The sequence below is a fragment of the Rhodococcus sp. 06-221-2 genome, assembly GCF_002258365.1.
GTDB classification, from domain to species: domain Bacteria; phylum Actinomycetota; class Actinomycetes; order Mycobacteriales; family Mycobacteriaceae; genus Rhodococcoides; species Rhodococcoides fascians.
Map to the genome: position 1 here is coordinate 254,290 of NZ_NOYJ01000030.1, position 15,375 is coordinate 269,664.

Annotated in this window: 17 protein-coding genes; 4 read left to right on the forward strand and 13 right to left on the reverse strand. The window is 65.3% G+C overall.

Annotation, left to right across the window (positions count from 1 at the left end; translation table 11 throughout):
* Positions 1-198 precede the first annotated feature (198 nt).
* Both CH281_RS17395 and CH281_RS17400 read left to right on the forward strand, forming a co-directional pair.
* The gene (locus tag CH281_RS17395) at positions 199-609 is read left to right on the forward strand and encodes an ArsR/SmtB family transcription factor (protein WP_032368439.1); all 411 of its coding nucleotides are present in this window, start codon (positions 199-201) and stop codon (positions 607-609) included.
* Entirely contained in the window at positions 606-1,046 is a 441-nt protein-coding gene (locus CH281_RS17400; protein WP_094694950.1) for a Fur family transcriptional regulator, read from the forward strand. The genes CH281_RS17395 and CH281_RS17400 overlap by 4 nt, the downstream gene beginning before the upstream one ends.
* 7 nt (positions 1,047-1,053) lie before the next feature.
* On the opposite strand, the gene CH281_RS17405 is transcribed toward CH281_RS17400, so the two are convergent.
* Genes CH281_RS17405 through recO form a run of 4 tightly spaced genes read right to left on the reverse strand, consistent with a single transcriptional unit; the run spans position 1,054 to position 4,100 of the window.
* On the reverse strand, positions 1,054-2,061 hold the full coding sequence (locus CH281_RS17405) for an iron-siderophore ABC transporter substrate-binding protein (protein ID WP_256983691.1): 1,008 nt from the start codon (positions 2,059-2,061) through the stop codon (positions 1,054-1,056).
* Between the two features lie 33 nt (positions 2,062-2,094).
* Positions 2,095-2,499: a hypothetical protein gene (locus CH281_RS17410; protein WP_094694952.1), complete on the reverse strand. Its 405-nt coding sequence runs from the start codon at positions 2,497-2,499 to the stop codon at positions 2,095-2,097.
* Positions 2,492-3,301 carry an isoprenyl transferase gene (locus tag CH281_RS17415; protein ID WP_027497493.1) on the reverse strand — a complete coding sequence of 270 codons (810 nt, stop codon included), beginning with the start codon at positions 3,299-3,301 and terminating at the stop codon, positions 2,492-2,494. The genes CH281_RS17410 and CH281_RS17415 overlap by 8 nt, the downstream gene beginning before the upstream one ends.
* A complete protein-coding gene (gene recO / locus CH281_RS17420; protein ID WP_008715506.1) occupies positions 3,267-4,100 on the reverse strand; it encodes a DNA repair protein RecO in 834 nt (277 codons plus the stop codon). The genes CH281_RS17415 and recO overlap by 35 nt, the downstream gene beginning before the upstream one ends.
* A gap of 72 nt (positions 4,101-4,172) precedes the next feature.
* Here recO and CH281_RS17425 point away from each other — a divergent pair, with 72 nt between their 5' ends.
* A complete protein-coding gene (locus CH281_RS17425) occupies positions 4,173-5,594 on the forward strand; it encodes an amidase (RefSeq protein WP_094694954.1) in 1,422 nt (473 codons plus the stop codon).
* Between the two features lie 18 nt (positions 5,595-5,612).
* Here CH281_RS17425 and era read toward each other — a convergent pair whose 3' ends face one another.
* From era to hrcA, 8 genes are all read right to left on the reverse strand, one after another.
* Entirely contained in the window at positions 5,613-6,527 is a 915-nt protein-coding gene (gene era, locus CH281_RS17430; RefSeq protein WP_027497495.1) for a GTPase Era, read from the reverse strand.
* A gap of 16 nt (positions 6,528-6,543) precedes the next feature.
* Positions 6,544-7,866 carry a hemolysin family protein gene (locus CH281_RS17435; RefSeq protein WP_027497496.1) on the reverse strand — a complete coding sequence of 441 codons (1,323 nt, stop codon included), beginning with the start codon at positions 7,864-7,866 and terminating at the stop codon, positions 6,544-6,546.
* 40 nt (positions 7,867-7,906) lie between these two features.
* Positions 7,907-8,449, reverse strand: coding sequence for an rRNA maturation RNase YbeY (ybeY, locus tag CH281_RS17440; protein ID WP_032368173.1), 543 nt, complete (start codon positions 8,447-8,449; stop codon positions 7,907-7,909).
* A 53-nt stretch (positions 8,450-8,502) separates the two neighbouring features.
* Entirely contained in the window at positions 8,503-9,546 is a 1,044-nt protein-coding gene (locus CH281_RS17445; protein WP_094694956.1) for a PhoH family protein, read from the reverse strand.
* Positions 9,547-9,660: 114 nt separating this feature from the next.
* A complete protein-coding gene (locus CH281_RS17450; RefSeq protein ID WP_094652532.1) occupies positions 9,661-10,416 on the reverse strand; it encodes an alpha/beta hydrolase family protein in 756 nt (251 codons plus the stop codon).
* The gene (locus CH281_RS17455) at positions 10,413-11,186 is read right to left on the reverse strand and encodes a 16S rRNA (uracil(1498)-N(3))-methyltransferase (protein WP_032390960.1); all 774 of its coding nucleotides are present in this window, start codon (positions 11,184-11,186) and stop codon (positions 10,413-10,415) included. The genes CH281_RS17450 and CH281_RS17455 overlap by 4 nt, the downstream gene beginning before the upstream one ends.
* A 3-nt stretch (positions 11,187-11,189) precedes the next feature.
* Positions 11,190-12,347: a molecular chaperone DnaJ gene (gene dnaJ / locus CH281_RS17460; protein ID WP_027497501.1), complete on the reverse strand. Its 1,158-nt coding sequence runs from the start codon at positions 12,345-12,347 to the stop codon at positions 11,190-11,192.
* A gap of 94 nt (positions 12,348-12,441) precedes the next feature.
* The gene (gene hrcA, locus CH281_RS17465; protein WP_027497502.1) at positions 12,442-13,485 is read right to left on the reverse strand and encodes a heat-inducible transcriptional repressor HrcA; all 1,044 of its coding nucleotides are present in this window, start codon (positions 13,483-13,485) and stop codon (positions 12,442-12,444) included.
* Between the two features lie 133 nt (positions 13,486-13,618).
* On the opposite strand from hrcA, the gene CH281_RS17470 reads away from it, so the two are divergent.
* Complete coding sequence (locus tag CH281_RS17470; protein ID WP_027497503.1) at positions 13,619-13,924, forward strand: type II toxin-antitoxin system VapB family antitoxin; 306 nt, start codon at positions 13,619-13,621, stop codon at positions 13,922-13,924.
* 42 nt (positions 13,925-13,966) lie between these two features.
* Here the strand turns inward: CH281_RS17470 and hemW are convergent, their stop codons facing one another.
* Positions 13,967-15,178, reverse strand: a complete 1,212-nt coding sequence (gene hemW / locus CH281_RS17475) for a radical SAM family heme chaperone HemW (RefSeq protein ID WP_048318618.1) — start codon at positions 15,176-15,178, stop codon at positions 13,967-13,969.
* Positions 15,179-15,375: the final 197 nt, after the last annotated feature.

Here is a 15,375-nt window from a genome sequence, read left to right on the forward strand (position 1 = left end):
GCGGTTTTCGCCCTGATCAGACTATCTGGCTCGGTCATCGATTCCGAACAGCGGTCGGGCACCGAAATTGACATGCGCACCTGTGCATATCACAATGAATATGATTTGCAATAACGATGACTGCACTAGCCTGAGTTCATGACGTCGACCGTGCAGGGAGATTTCGACAACCGACCGGTGACCGAAGGAGCCGCAGCCATGTCCACGGTGCACACCCACAGAACCGACTCGTCCATGGAGACGGCGGCGCATCTGCAGGATCCGGAACGCCCGGTGCACGACGACCCGTTCGCCGCCGCTCCCCCGGCGTTGCTTCCGCCGAAGGAGACTTTGGCCGCGGCCGGCGACATCCTGCGTGCACTGGCCGCACCGGTTCGGATTGCGATCGTCCTGCAGCTCCGAGAATCCGAGCGCTGCGTTCACGAACTCGTCGTCGCCCTCGGTGTGACACAGCCGTTGATCAGCCAGCATCTGCGGGTTCTCAAGGCGGCCGGCGTGGTTCGCGGAGAACGTAACGGCCGCGAGGTCCTGTACCGACTGGTCGACGACCATCTCTCCCACATCGTCGTCGACGCCGTGGCTCACGCCGAGGAAGGCCGAAACCTGTGACCGAGAAGACGACCGATACCGCCACTCCGAGACGACCCGTCGTAGTCGGAGTACGAGCCACGAAGCAACGCAGTGCGATCTCGGATCTGCTCGACACCATCGAGGAGTTCAAGTCCGCGCAGGATCTGCACGACGAGCTTCGCAAGCGCGGCGAGGGTATCGGCCTGACGACCGTGTACCGCACACTGCAGACGCTTGCCGACGCAGGAACGGTCGACGTCCTGCGTACCGACAACGGCGAGTCGGTGTATCGGCGCTGTTCGTCCGGCCATCACCATCACCTGGTGTGCCGCTCGTGCGGCTTCACCGTCGAGGTCGAGGGTCCCACCGTCGAGAAGTGGTCGCAGAGTGTCGCCGAGTCCAACGGCTTCAGCGACGTGAGCCACACCATCGAGATATTCGGCACCTGCAGTCAGTGCAGCACGGCCGGTCACTGAACAGCTCTCACCCCACCGCACCCGCCAGGCGAGGCACCACCGAATCGATGGCGAACGGAATGGACAGCACCGAGTTGTACGTGATCGCCCCGCGCTGATCGGTGGACAACGGAACGATCGCGTCGTTGCGAGCAGCTGTCAGCGTTCCGAAGATCGGGTTCTCGGCCACGACGTCGATGTCGTCGCCGGTGCCGAGATAGAGCACCACATCGGCGTCGAGCTTCGAGATGTTCTCGGCCGAGACCGGAACGAAGAAGTTGGTTCCGTTGTCCTCGGCCAGGATCGGGTCCGGAATCCCGAAGCCCAATGACGTGACGAACGTCCCCCGCGCGTCCCCCGGCAGATATGCGCCGAACTGACCGTCGTACGGAAGTACCACGGCGGCAGTCTTACCCGCGAACTCCGGATGTGCGGCTCGAACCTGTTCGAGTGCAGCCGTGGTCTGGGCGTTCAGCTCCTTGCCACGATCGGATTCGCCCATCGCGCGGGCGATGGTGTCGGTTGCCACCTCGCGATCGACGGCGTATGCCGCCGATCCGGCCGGTCGAGCGACGGTCGGGGCGATGTCACTGAGTTGCGCGTAGGTGGCCTCGTCGAAGCCGGCGTTCAGCCCGGTGATCAGATCCGGTTGCAGAGAAGCGATCAGCTCGAAGTTCGGTTCGGACTCCGAACCCAGCAGCGTCAGTGGTGCGTCGCCCACCAACTCGTCGGTCCACGGACCGAGTCCGGTCTCGTAGAAGGTGTATCCGGTGTTTCCGACCGGGACGGTTCCGAGCGCGATGACGGCGTCGGCGTCGGACACTCCGAGTGTGACTATGCGGGTGGGCTTCTCCGGAACGGTCGTGCTGCCGTAGATGTGGTCGATGACCACCGGGAATACACCGTCCGCAGACTGGGCCGCGCTGTTGTCGGGTTCTGCTGTGGAGCAGGCAGTTGCGGACGCGCCGATGGCCATCACCGCCACCACTGCCGTCAGCATTCTGGACACTCGAACCGCCATTGCAACCGCCTTCACGTGAGTAAGTAAAGGCTTACCTTAGACGACCGTTCAGGGGAGCAAACCCTCACGGGCCTTCTCGACCCCGGCGAGCACCAGAATCAACATCGTCAACATCGCTTCGTCGTCCAACCCGTTGGCCGGAAAGGTGTAGCGCAACAACACATCTGCGAGCTTGTCGTGGGTGTTGACCGAAATCGCGCCGAACTGCGAATCGGCGTTGCGGTCGGCTACCTTCTTGTGCAGTGCGGGCTTGAGCGGTCGATCCCAGGCCAGTACCGCGGTGAGCGAAAGCACCTCGAGCTCCGGCGAGAGCTGCACCGCGCGTAGCGAGCACAGCGCACCTGCATAGTCGAACCCCAGAGAGCCTTCCTCCCCCACAGTGACAGTGGCGAACTGCGTCAGCGCCAACTGAGCCCGCGTCTGCAAGGTGAGGCCAGTTACATCGTCACTCATATTTCACTCCACCGAATCGTCGGTCCCGCGACGCGAATTCGATGCAGGCCTCCCACAGATCTCGACGATCGAAATCGGGGAACAGTTTCTTCTGGAACACGAACTCCGCGTAGGCCGACTGCCACAGCAGGAAATTGGAGGTTCTCTGCTCCCCCGAGGGACGCAGGAACAGGTCGACGTCGGGCATGTCCGCCTCGTCGAGGTACTTCGCAACGGTCGCCTCGGTGATCTTTTCCGGGTTGATCTTTCCGGCGGCAACCTGACGCGCGATTTCTCTTGTGGCATCGGCAATTTCGGCTCGCCCGCCGTAGTTGACACACATGGTCAGCGTCATCACCGTGTTGTGCTTCGTCAGCTCCTCGGCCACTTCGAGTTCTTTGATGACGCTGCCCCACAGTCGCGGTCGCCGACCTGCCCAGCGCACCCGCACACCCATCTCGTTCATCTCGTCTCGTCGACGCCGGATCACGTCGCGATTGAAGCCCATCAAGAACTTGACCTCGTCGGGACTGCGCTTCCAGTTCTCCGTCGAGAAAGCGTACGCAGACAACCACTGCACACCGATTTCGATGCAGCCACAGACGGCATCCATCAGTACTGCTTCGCCCTGCTCGTGCCCTGCGGTTCGCGGCAATCCACGATCCTGAGCCCACCGGCCGTTACCGTCCATGACCAGAGCGACGTGACGAGGAATCAGCTCCGGCTGCAAGATCGGCGGCCGCGCACCCGAGGGGTGCGGGTCCGGCGGGCGAACCGCCGGCCGTTCGTCAGGCCGGTGTTGCGGCTCGCGTCGTCGAATCACGGTCCCCATCCTGCCCGACGGTGTCGGCGAACACGGAGTCAGGTTGGGCCAGCGGCACCTGGTGTGGATGCGAGCGCTCGATGAGCGGAAGTGTGCGGAGCTGGCGTTCGAGATGCCACTGCAAATGAGCCGCCACCAGGCCACTGGCCTGCTTTCGGACCGCATCGGAGGTGGTGACGGTGTAGTCCCACTCCCCTCGTTCGAGGGCCACCATCAAATCCAGTACACCGGTCGATGGCGTCGCAGATCCCGGCGGTCGGCAATGCACGCACACAGCGCCACCTGCGGCAACGTGGAACGCACGGTGCGGCCCCACCGCAGCGCATCGAGCGCAGTCCGTCAGTGCGGGAGCCCATCCGGCGAAACCCATCGCACGCAGCAGATACGCGTCGAGTACCAACTCGGGCGGCCGCACGTGCTGCGCAAGGGCACGCAGCGCGCCGACGGTCAGCTGATGCAGGCGCTGCGCGGGGGCGTGTTCTTCGCCTGCCAGACGCTCGGCGGTTTCGAGGACAGCGCAGCCGGTCGTGTACCGGCCGTAATCGGCAACGATGTCCCCGCCGAACGCGTCCACCGTGTGCACCTGAGTGACGATGTCGAGGTTGCGTCCCGGATAGAGCAGCACGTCGATGTGCGCAAACGGCTCCAGCCGTGCGCCGAACTTGGACTTGGTGCGGCGCACCCCCTTGGCCACCGCACGAACGATACCGTTCTCCCTGGTCAGCAACGTGACGATGCGATCGGCCTCACCCAGCTTGTGCTGGCGCAGGACGACTGCGTTGTCACGGTATGGCCTCACGCTCTCCAGTGTCCCACGTGGGCGTCGACGAAGATCGTTCCCGCGCTGACGGTGAGTCGATACTGTGCACACGTGGATTTCCATCGGTCGACACTCGTTGCTCAGGCTGCCGAACTCGCGTCGAGACGCGTCACCTCGGTCGAGGTGGTCACCGCTGCGCTGGATCGCATAGAACGCAGTCAACCCACCCTCAACGCGTTCCGGATCGTGCGACGAGATGCCGCCCTCGCCGAAGCCGCCAAGGCCGATCGGCTGATCGCTGCGGGCTCGTCCGCTCCCCTGCTCGGCGTTCCTATCGCAGTCAAGGACGACGTCGACATCGTCGGCGAACCGACCGCCTTCGGCTGCGCGGGCCGGTTTCCTCCTGCCACCGAGGACTCCGAGGTGGTCCGCCGACTGCGTGCGGCAGGGGCGATCATCGTGGGAAAGACCAACAGTCCCGAACTCGGGCAATGGCCGTTCACGGGCGGCTCGTTCGGCCACACGAGAAATCCGTGGCATCGAGACCGGACTCCGGGGGGCTCCTCCGGTGGTAGTTCTGCCGCGGTAGCAGCCGAATTGGTTTCCGCCGCTTTGGGTTCCGACGGTGCCGGTTCGGTGCGCATCCCGGCGTCGTGGACCAACCTCGTCGGCATCAAGCCGCAGCGCGGCCGAATTTCCACCTGGCCCGATGCCGAGGCGTTCAACGGCATCACCGTCATCGGACCACTCGCCCGAACGGTGGCCGACGCAGCCCTGCTTCTCGACGTGGTCTCCGGTGGGCACGACGGCGATCTGCACCGGCCGACTCCGCTGACCGTCTCTGACGCCGTCGGCCGCGACCCCGGTTCGCTGCGCATCGCGTTGAGTCTGCGCAAGCCGTTCATTCCGACACCCGCGGCACTGGATCCCGAGATCACGGCTGCGGCGTACGAGATGGCTGCCGTGCTGCGGTTGCTCGGTCACCGCGTGGTCGTCGACGATCCTGCGTACGGAATGTTGTTGGGGCTCAACTTCTTACCGCGGTCGTTGGCCGGAGTCGCGGCCTGGCTCGACCGCCTGCCCGACCCGTCTCTGGCCGACCCCCGCACCCGAGCCAACGCCCGGAGCGGACGAGCCCTCGCCGGCGCACCGCTGCGGGCAGCCCGCGCGGCGGAGCCACGGATAGCCCGCCGCATCGGCCAGTTCTTCGACGACTACGACATCGTGCTCGCCCCGACGACGGCCACGCCGCCTCCGCGGGTCGACGCCATCGACGGCATCTCCAACGCCGACACCGACCGTGTGATCACCGAACACTGCCCGTACACGTGGCCGTGGAACGTCCTCGGTTGGCCCAGCGTCAACGTCCCCGCGGGACTGACGAAAGCCGGTCTACCGATCGGTCTGCAGCTGATGGGCCACGAATCCACAGAGCCTCTGCTGGTCTCGGTGGCCGCTCAACTCGAGAACGTACTGCAGTGGCATCGCCGACGCCCCGAGCCGTGGTGGAACCGGGTGAGCGACACCTCGTAGCCTGCTCGTCAGGGCACGTCAGAAGCCGAGCTTGCCCATCTGCTTGGGGTCGGTCTGCCAGTCCTTGGCGATCTTGACGTGCAGATCCAGGTAGATGCGGGTACCGAGCAATTTCTCGATCTGCAGTCGCGACGCGGTGCCGACCTCTTTGAGTCGCGAACCGCCCTTGCCGATGATGATGGCCTTCTGGCTGGACCGTTCGACGTACAGGATCGCGTGCACATCGAGCATGTTGTCGTGGCCCTCGCGCGGCACGACCTCCTCGATGACCACTGCCAGCGAGTGCGGGAGCTCGTCGCGGACACCTTCGAGCGCTGCCTCGCGGATCAGCTCGGCCATGAGGATTTCCTCCGGCTCGTCCGTCAGCTCCCCGTCGGGATAGAAGGCGGGCCCCGGCGGCAATTCGGAGGCCAGGAGGTCGACGAGCTTCTCGATCTGCTCACCGGACTCGGCCGATACCGGGATGACGTGCGAATTCTCGCCCAGCAACTTCGACAACGACATCAACTGCTGTACGACGCGTTCCTTCTTGACCTTGTCGATCTTGGTCACGATGCCGATCAGGGTGGTCTTCGGCGCGATGTGCCGCACCTGTTCGAGGATCCACCGGTCGCCCGGTCCGATCTTCTCGTCGGCGGGGATGCACAGTCCGATGACGTCGACCTCGGAGTAGGTGTCCTGCACGAGGTCGTTGAGGCGTTGTCCCAGCAGCGTTCTCGGTCGGTGCAGCCCCGGGGTGTCGACGAGGATCAGTTGCGCGTGGTCGCGGTGCACGATGCCGCGGATCGTGTGGCGCGTGGTTTGGGGCCGCGAGGACGTGATGGCGATCTTCGATCCCACCAGCGCATTGGTCAGGGTCGACTTGCCGGTGTTGGGCCGGCCTACGAAACAGACGAATCCGGATCGGAACTCTTCGGTGTGTTGCTCGGACATCGAGCACCTCCAGATTTCAGTGTTGGTGAGTGACGTCCGACGAGTCGTCGTCCTCGGTGGATTCTTCGTCGGGTTCGAGCTTTTCGACCAGCACGGTGGTGATGCGGACGCGGCCCTTGGGGTCGGCTCCACCCTCCCCGCGCAGCAACAGTCCGTGAGTGGTTACTTCGGAACCGGGCAGCGGCACTCGGCCGAGCTCGTAGCCGAGGAGTCCGCCGACGGTATCGACCTCCTCGGATTCGATGTCGATACCGAAGATTTCGCCCAGATCCTCCAGCGGTACCCGCGAGGACACCCGGAACCGTCCGTCTTCGAGTTGCTCGATGGGTGCTACCTCGTCCGAGTCGTATTCGTCGGCGATCTCCCCGACGATCTCCTCGATGACGTCCTCGATGGTCACCAGGCCCGCGATGCCGCCGTACTCGTCGACCAACAACGCCATGTGGTTTCGGTCTCGCTGCATCTCGGCGAGAAGACTGTCGAGCGGCTTGGAGTCCGGCACGAACACCGCCGGACGCATCAGTTCGGAGACCTGTACGCCTCGCCCACCGTCGGTGGAGTAATACGTCTGCTGCACAAGGTCTTTGAGGTACACCACGCCGACGATATCGTCCACGTTCTCGCCGATCACCGGGATGCGAGAGTGCCCACTGCGCACGGCCAGCGACGTCGCCTGCCCCGCCGACTTGTCGGATTCGATCCACACCATTTCGGGCCGCGGCACCATGACCTCGCGGGCCGAGGTATCGCCCAGCTCGAACACCGATTGAATCATTCGGCGTTCGTCGTCGGCCACGACTCCGCGCTCGCGCGCCATGTCGACCAGCTCACGAAGCTCGATCTCGGATGCGAACGGGCCGTTGCGAAATCCCTTACCCGGGGTGATCGCGTTACCGATGAGAATGAGCAGCCTGCTGATCGGCCCGAGGAGCCAGCCGAGGGCGCGCAACGGCAACGCTGCGGCGAGCGCGATCGAGTACGCGTTCTGCCTACCCAGCGTTCTCGGACCGACGCCGATCACGACGTAACTGACCAAAACCATTGCCACAGCGGTTATCACGAGCGCGGTGGTCGAGTCGATCAATTGGGTCAGGCCGCCTGCGAGCAGCACCGTGCCGCCGATTTCGCACAGAATACGAAGCAGCACCATGAGATTGACGTACCGCGGGCGGTCGGCAACCACGACGACGAGGCCAGTGGCACCCGGTCGCTCGTCCTTGACCATGTCTTCGATTCGCGCCCGCGAGACGGTGTTCAGGGCCGAATCGACTGCGGCGAACAAGCCGCCGAGAGGAACCAGCAGAACGGCGAAGACGATGAGTGCGGCAGCACTGCTCACGCGCTAGGACCCCGCACTCCCGCTGGTCCGAACACGCACATCATCGGTCGAGACCGTCGACGAAGCCGGCCTTGCCGAGCAGCCGAGCGTCTCGAACGGCCTGTTCGGCTGCCTGCTCCGCACGCCTGGCGTCCTCGTACCATTCGGCCAGCAGACGGTTCTGCAGCTCGAACATTTCCTTCTCTTCGTCCGGCTCGGCGTGGTCGTAGCCGAGCAGGTGCAGCACGCCGTGCACGGTGAGCAGCGCGAGCTCGTGTTCGAGCGAATGTCCTGCTGCCGCGGCCTGATCCGCCGCGAAGGACGGGCACAGCACGATGTCTCCGAGCATCGCCGGTCCGGGCTCGGGAGCATCGGGGCGACCGCCCGGTTCGAGCTCGTCCATCGGAAACGACATCACGTCGGTGGGTCCGGGCAGATCCATCCAGCGCATGTGCAGATCTGCCATGGTTGCCGAATCCACCAGCACCATGGACAGTTCCGCAGCGGGGTGCACGTCCATGCCGGCGATCGCGAACCGTGCGACCGAGACCAGTTCGGGCTCGGAGATGTCCATCCCCGACTCGTTGGACACTTCGATACTCATCTAGCCACTACCCACGCTCTCGTTGCCTGCATTACCGTTTCCGTACGCCTGAATCATCTTCTCGCCGAACGCGGCCCACCGGCACGGCGTTGCGCGCGGTTCGCGATGACGCCCTCCGATGCGGCCTCGAAGCGCTCGTAGGCGTCGACGATTTCCGAGACGAGCCGGTGACGCACCACGTCACTACTGGTCAGTTGCGCGAAATGGATGTCGTCCACATCGGTGAGAATCTCCGACGCCGCACGAAGGCCCGAGCGGGCACCTCCGGGTAGGTCGACCTGCGTCACGTCTCCGGTGACGACGATCTTCGATCCGAATCCGAGACGCGTGAGGAACATCTTCATCTGTTCGGCCGTGGTGTTCTGCGCCTCGTCGAGAATGATGAACGCGTCGTTGAGCGTACGGCCACGCATGTAGGCGAGCGGCGCGACCTCGATGACTCCGGCCTGCATCAGCTTGGGGATGGCCTCGTCGTCCATCATGTCGTGCAAGGCGTCGTGCAGTGGACGCAGATACGGGTCGATCTTCTCGTGCAAGGTTCCGGGCAGAAAGCCCAGACGCTCACCTGCCTCCACCGCAGGCCGCGTCAGGATGATGCGGCTGACCTGCTTGGTCTGCAATGCCTGCACTGCCTTGGCCATGGCCAGGTAGGTCTTGCCCGTTCCGGCAGGACCGATTCCGAACACGATCGTGTTGGCATCGATCGCGTCGACGTAGCGCTTCTGGTTCAACGTCTTGGGCCGAATGGTCTTGCCTCGACGCGACAGAATGTCCAGGCTCAGCACCTCGGCGGGAGAATCCGACACCCCCTCGGTGAGCATGGCGATCGACCGGCGCACTGCATCGGGAGTCAGTGGCTGAGCACGTTTGGCCAATGCCGCCAATTCGGTGATCACCCGCTCGGCCAACGCCACATCGGGCACCTTCCCGGTGAGCGTCACGGCGTTTCCTCGTACGTGGATGTCGGCCGTCAGCATCTGCTCGAGCGCCCGGAGGTTCTCGTCGGACTGTCCCAGCAGCGGCATCACTGCTTCGGGGGCGAGCTCCAAGGTGGACCGAACGTCGCGCTCGGCGGGAAATTCGCTGTGTTCACTCACGTGGTGGCTATGGCCTGCTCTCTTGTTTCGACCGGTGACGCTGATGTTTTCGAACGCGTCCGTCAGGTCGCGCTCGGACCAAGTTTAACGCCGCAGGATCGATGCGCATTCCTATTACCCACGGCGCTCGCCCAGGACGGCCTCGAGCGAGAGCGCCCAGCACCGCGAATCCGGGTTCAGGAAGGCGAAGTGGTCCTCGCCCGGCACGATCGCCGGCTCCGCGTCGTCGCCCGCGGCTCGTGCGGCCTCGACGTACCTCGAGCTCTGCGAAGCCGGGACCTGAAGGTCATCGGATCCGTGCAGACAGATCGTCGGGATGCCGATGGGTAGTCGGGCCAGAGGTGAGGCCGACCGGTACAGCTCGGGCTCGTCGTCGTAGCGGGCCTGCAGCAGGGCCTCGACCGCCGGATTGGTACGTCCCGACGCCCCGCGCGGCTCCAGATCGAGGACACCCGCCTGCGAGACGATGCGCGACGGCCGGACCGTCGTGTCGGTTTCGCCGCCGAGCCACACTGCCAGGTGGCCGCCCGCCGAGTGCCCGATGACGCGGACATCGTCGACACCGACCGGGGCGTGGTGCTGTACCACCCCGGCCACGGCGTCGAGTGCGGCGCGCACGTCGGCCTGCATCTCCGGCCAGTGCCCGCCCGCACCGACGCGTCTGTACTCGATGTTCCAGGCCACCGCACCGGCTCCGGCGACAGCTCGGGCGAACTGGGTGCCCAGATTCGACGCGTACTGCCCACTCCAGAATCCACCGTGCACGATCACGACCACCGGTGTCGCGGGCGTGACCGGCGCGGACGGCAGATAGAGGTGACCGAACTGTTCCGGATGCTCGCCGTACGCGATCTTGATGCGAACGCTCATGCGTTCGGGAAATCGGGCGGAAGTTGCGCCCACCGCGTCGTCAGAACGCCGAGAGCTCCCAACGCAACAGCTCCGGCCGTCGAGGTTCGCAGCACCGTCGGCCCCAGCACCACCGGGGTCGCGCCTGCCTCGGTCAGAGCCGCGATCTCTCTGTCGTCGAGGCCACCCTCGGGTCCGACGACGATCGCGACCTCGGGCACCGAATCGAACGGCAGGTCGCGAAATGCCGAGGTGGCCGCTTCGTGCAACACGGCGACGATGCCGCCGCCCGCCACGATCCGGTTCACGAGTGCGTACACCGAGCGTGAATCGTGCAACTCGGAGACCTCGGGGATGTATGCGCGACGCGATTGCTTGGCCGCCTCGGCGGCGGTGCTGCGCCAGCGCGCGACCCCCTTGGTCGCCTTGGGCCCTTCCCAGCGAGCGACGCATCGCGCCGACTGCCACGGCACCACGGCGTCGATCCCGGCCTCGGTGGCCAGCTCGATCGCCAGTTCGGAACGGTCCGCCTTCGGCAGCGCCTGAACCAGCGTCACCGTGGGAGTGGCTCGCGGCATATCCGTGCGCGACTGCACCGTCAGTTCGAGTCGGTTCTTCTCGGCACCGACGACGACCGTGTCGGCCAGACCGCCGGCACCGTCACTGAGCAGCAGCCGCTCGCCGACTCGGATCCGCCGCACGGTCGCGGCGTGATGACCTTCTTTGCCGTCGAGCACGGCGAGCTCTCCCACGGCCGGCAGCGGCGTGAGGTAGAAGACCGTGGGGGCCATGAATCAGCGCCCGCTGAAGGCTTCCCGCAACCGCGAGAACAGGCCACCGCTGTGTGCCGAACCGGTGGTGACGACCTCCGCCGAATCGCGGTCGCGCATGGTCTTGAGCTGTTCGAGCAGGTGGGTCTGCTTGCTGTCCAGCTTGGTCGGCACGATGACCTCGAGGTGGGCGTGCAGGTCACCGCGGATACCGGAACGAAGCTTGGGCATCCCGTGCCCGCGCAGCACCGTCGTCGAGTTCGGTTGTGTCCCTTGCTCGATCGAAATTTCGGTCGGGCCGTCGATGATGGCGTCGACCGTCACCGACGTCCCGAGTGCCGCGTCGACCATCGGGACGCGAACGGTGCAGTGCAGATCGTCGCCGTCACGGACGAACACCTCGTGCTGCTGCTCGACGATCTCCACGTAGAGATCGCCTGCGGGGCCGCCACCCGGCCCGACCTCGCCCTGCGAGGCCAACCTGATGCGCATGCCGTTGCTGACGCCGACCGGGACCTTCACCGAGATGTCCCGACGCGAACGCACCCGGCCGTCGCCGCCGCACTTTCGGCAGGGGTCCGGGATGGTCTCGCCTGCACCGCGGCAGGTGGGGCACGGACGGCTGGTCATGACCTGGCCGAGGAACGAGCGCTGCACCGACTGCACTTCGCCGGCACCGCCACAGGTCTCGCACCGAACGGGCTTGGAATCGCCGTTGGTGCCCGAGCCGGTGCACAGGTCGCACAGGATCGCCGTGTCGACGGTGATGTGCTTGGTGACGCCGGTGGCGCATTCGTCGAGGGTGAGTTTGGTTCGCAGCAGCGAATCGGCTCCGGGTTGTACGCGTCCCTTGGGTCCGCGCTGTCCACCGCCTGCGCCGCCGCCGAAGAACGCTTCGAAGACGTCGCCGAGGCCGCCGCCGAATCCGGCACCGCCGAATCCGCCGCCACCACCGCCGCCGCCCTGCTGCAGAGGATCGCCGCCGAGGTCGACGATTCGACGCTTCTCCGGATCGGAGAGCACCTCGTATGCGGTGGAAATGTCCTTGAACCGGGCCTGTGCGGCCTCGTCCGGGTTCACGTCCGGGTGCAACTCTCGCGCCAATTTGCGGTAAGCGCGTTTGATCTCCTGGTCCGTCGCCTGCTGGCCGACGCCCAAAGTCCCGTAATAATCCCGTGCCACGTCGTCTCTTTCGTCCTAGAAGATGAATCTCGTTCGTTGATGCTGTGTCGCGGCCGCTGTGCCCCCGCGGCCGACGATGGATCGTCGGCTCGCGTCAGCGCTCGGCCAGGACCTCGCCGATGTACCTGGCAACCGCCGCGACCGACGCGATTGTTCCTGGATAGTCCATTCGGGTGGGGCCGAGAACGCCCATCCCTCCCAGGACCATGCCAGCAGAGCCGTATCCGGTGGAAATCACCGATGTTCCGCGCATCTCCTCGACCTGCGTCTCCTCGCCGATACGCACGGTGACGGTGCGGGTGTCCTGCGTCACGGCGAGCAGCTTGAGTACCACCACTTGCTCTTCCAGCGCTTCGAGTACCGCTCGGAGCGATCCCGGAAACCCTGCGTCGCCCGCGAAGTCCGCCGCGTTGCGCGTCAGATTGGCCGTTCCGCCGAGAACCAGCCGCTCCTCGGGATGTTCGACGAGCGATTCCACCAGCACCGTGGCCGAACGAATCATCGCGTCACGCAGGGCGGGAGGTGCATTTTCGGCCAGCTCGGCCACGGCGGCGGACGCCGCTGCCAGCCGCTTGCCTTCCAGTGCGCCGCCGAGCAACCGCCGCAACTGGGCCAAGTTCTCGTCGTCGATGACGTCACCTAGTTCGACGATGCGCTGATCGACCCGGCCGGAGTCGGTGATGAGCACCAACAGCAGCCGAGCCGGTGTGAGAGCGACGACCTCCAGATGTCGAACCGAGGACGCCGACAGCGTCGGGTACTGAACCACGGCTACCTGCCGGGTCAGCTGAGCGAGCAGTCGAACCCCGCGGCGCAGCACATCGTCCAGGTCGACGCCGTTCTCGAGAAACTCCAGAATGGCGCGACGCTCGGCCGCTGACAACGGTTTGACGTCGGCGATCCGGTCCACGAACTGGCGGTAGCCCTTGTCGGTCGGCACCCGCCCGGAGCTGGTGTGCGGTTGGGCGATGTAGCCCTCTGCCTCGAGGACAGCCATGTCGTTGCGCACGGTCGCACTCGACACACCCAAGTTGTGACGCTCGACAAGAGCACGCGATCCGACGGGCTCCTGAGTGGACACGTAGTCCGCCACGATCGCTCGCAGAACCTCGAACCGCCTGTCGTCGGTGCTCGACATCGGTGCCCACCTCCGTTCTCGTTGCCAATCGTCGCTCGAGTCTAGTAGCCGAGGAACGCATGCTCGTGCAAGGCCTTACTGTGGTCCGAGTGGAAACTGTCTTTCGATTCGGTCCAGCGGTTCGAGGCTCGCGATGATCTTCAAGGGTGTACGAGACGGAAAGCCCTACCCGGAGCACGGCCTGTCCATCAGGGACTGGTCAAGAATTCCTCCACGCCAACTGCGTTTGGACGAGATCGTCACCACCACCAAGGTGCTCGAACTCGACCGGTTGTTGTCCGAGGACTCCACCTTCTACGGCGACCTGTTCCCCCATGCTGTGCAGTTCCGAGGCGTCATCTACCTCGAGGACGGTCTGCACCGCGCTGTCCGGGCGGCGCTGCGCAGTCGAACGGTGTTGCACGCCAGAGTGTTCGACTACGACGCCCTGGGAGCCTGAGGGTTCGAAAGCCTGAGAACACTGCAGCCTGAAACAGATCGTTCAGGCCGCGGCGATGGTGCGCACCACGGCGTCGGCGAGCAACCGGCCGCGGTCGGTCAGCACGAGGTGATCGCCTCGCTGCACCATCAACCCGTCCGCCACGGTCTGCTCGGCGGCTGCGAGCTCGGTCGGCCCCAGCAGGCTCATCGGCACTCCTGAGCGCAGACGCACGGTCAGCATCAGTTCTTCGAGATGACGATCCTGCGCGGTGAGCAGCTCACTGCCCTGCACCGGCAACTCGCCCGCGGCGAGTCGATCGGCGTAGGTGGCCGGGTGTTTGACGTTCCAGAATCGCGTGCCGCCGATGTGGCTGTGCGCTCCCGGCCCGGCACCCCACCAATCGCCGCCGTCCCAGTAGCCGATGTTGTGCCGGCAACGCGCATCGGCATCGGCGGCCCAGTTCGATACCTCGTACCAGGACAGGCCTGCCGCGTTCATGGCCGTGTCGATGCGCTCGTATCGGCTCGCCAACACGTCGTCGTCGGGTGCGGGCAACTCACCTCGACGCACCTTTCGCGCCATGGCGGTGCCGTCCTCGACGATCAGTGCGTACGCGGAGACATGGTCGACGCCCGCGTCGAGCACCGCCGCGAGTGATTGGTCGAGGTCACTGTCTCGCTCGCCCGGCGTTCCGTAGATGAGGTCGAGGTTCACGTGCTCGAAGCCGGCTGCGGACGCTTCCTTCGCCGCGGCCACCGCTCGTCCCGGAGTGTGGGTGCGATCCAGAACCGCCAGAACGTGCGGTGCCGCGGACTGCATGCCCAACGACACCCGCGTGAACCCGGCGTCGCGCAGCCGCTCGAAGAATGCAGGCGACGTCGATTCCGGGTTCGATTCCGTGGTCACTTCCGCACCGTCGGACAGCCCGAAGCTCGACCGGACCGCGCCCAATACGTCCGCGAGGCCGTCGCCTCCGAGCAACGACGGCGTCCCACCTCCGACGAAGACGGTGTCGGCTGTCGGTACTCGACCCGCGCCCGTTCCGATCAGGTTCGCCGCAGCGTCGAGTTCTCTGCGCAGACCCTCCAACCAAGACTGCGGCGACGCCGATGTGCCCAGCTCCCCGGCCGTATACGTATTGAAGTCGCAGTACCCGCATCGCGTGGCGCAGAAGGGCACATGCACGTAGATCCCGAACGCACGTTCCCCCACTCCGTCGAATGCGCCGGACGGCAGCTCGAAGACTGAGGAGGTATCGACGACGGTATTCACGGACTCCAGTGTCCCAGAGTTCACCGCCGGCCCGATCCACGCGCCGCCCAGGGCGTTGTGCACGCACGACTCGCACCCTGCCAGCCTATTTACCGGAATTTCGGGGTAAATAGGCCGCCGCGGTCGGCACCCGGTCGATGACGTGGCACAATGGCACCCGTGACCGACTCAGGAATTCGACTCGTGGCGCGCCGCCA

Coding starts and splice junctions, on each gene's coding strand:
- CH281_RS17455 (WP_032390960.1), bottom strand. CDS start 11,186: ATGGCCCCCACGGTCTTCTACCTCACGCCGCTGCCGGCCGTGGGAGAG.
- ybeY (WP_032368173.1), bottom strand. CDS start 8,449: ATGAGTATCGAAGTGTCCAACGAGTCGGGGATGGACATCTCCGAGCCC.
- CH281_RS17395 (WP_032368439.1), top strand. CDS start 199: ATGTCCACGGTGCACACCCACAGAACCGACTCGTCCATGGAGACGGCG.
- CH281_RS17410 (WP_094694952.1), bottom strand. CDS start 2,499: ATGAGTGACGATGTAACTGGCCTCACCTTGCAGACGCGGGCTCAGTTG.
- hrcA (WP_027497502.1), bottom strand. CDS start 13,485: ATGTCGAGCACCGACGACAGGCGGTTCGAGGTTCTGCGAGCGATCGTG.
- CH281_RS17470 (WP_027497503.1), top strand. CDS start 13,619: ATGATCTTCAAGGGTGTACGAGACGGAAAGCCCTACCCGGAGCACGGC.
- era (WP_027497495.1), bottom strand. CDS start 6,527: ATGTCCGAGCAACACACCGAAGAGTTCCGATCCGGATTCGTCTGTTTC.
- CH281_RS17450 (WP_094652532.1), bottom strand. CDS start 10,416: ATGAGCGTTCGCATCAAGATCGCGTACGGCGAGCATCCGGAACAGTTC.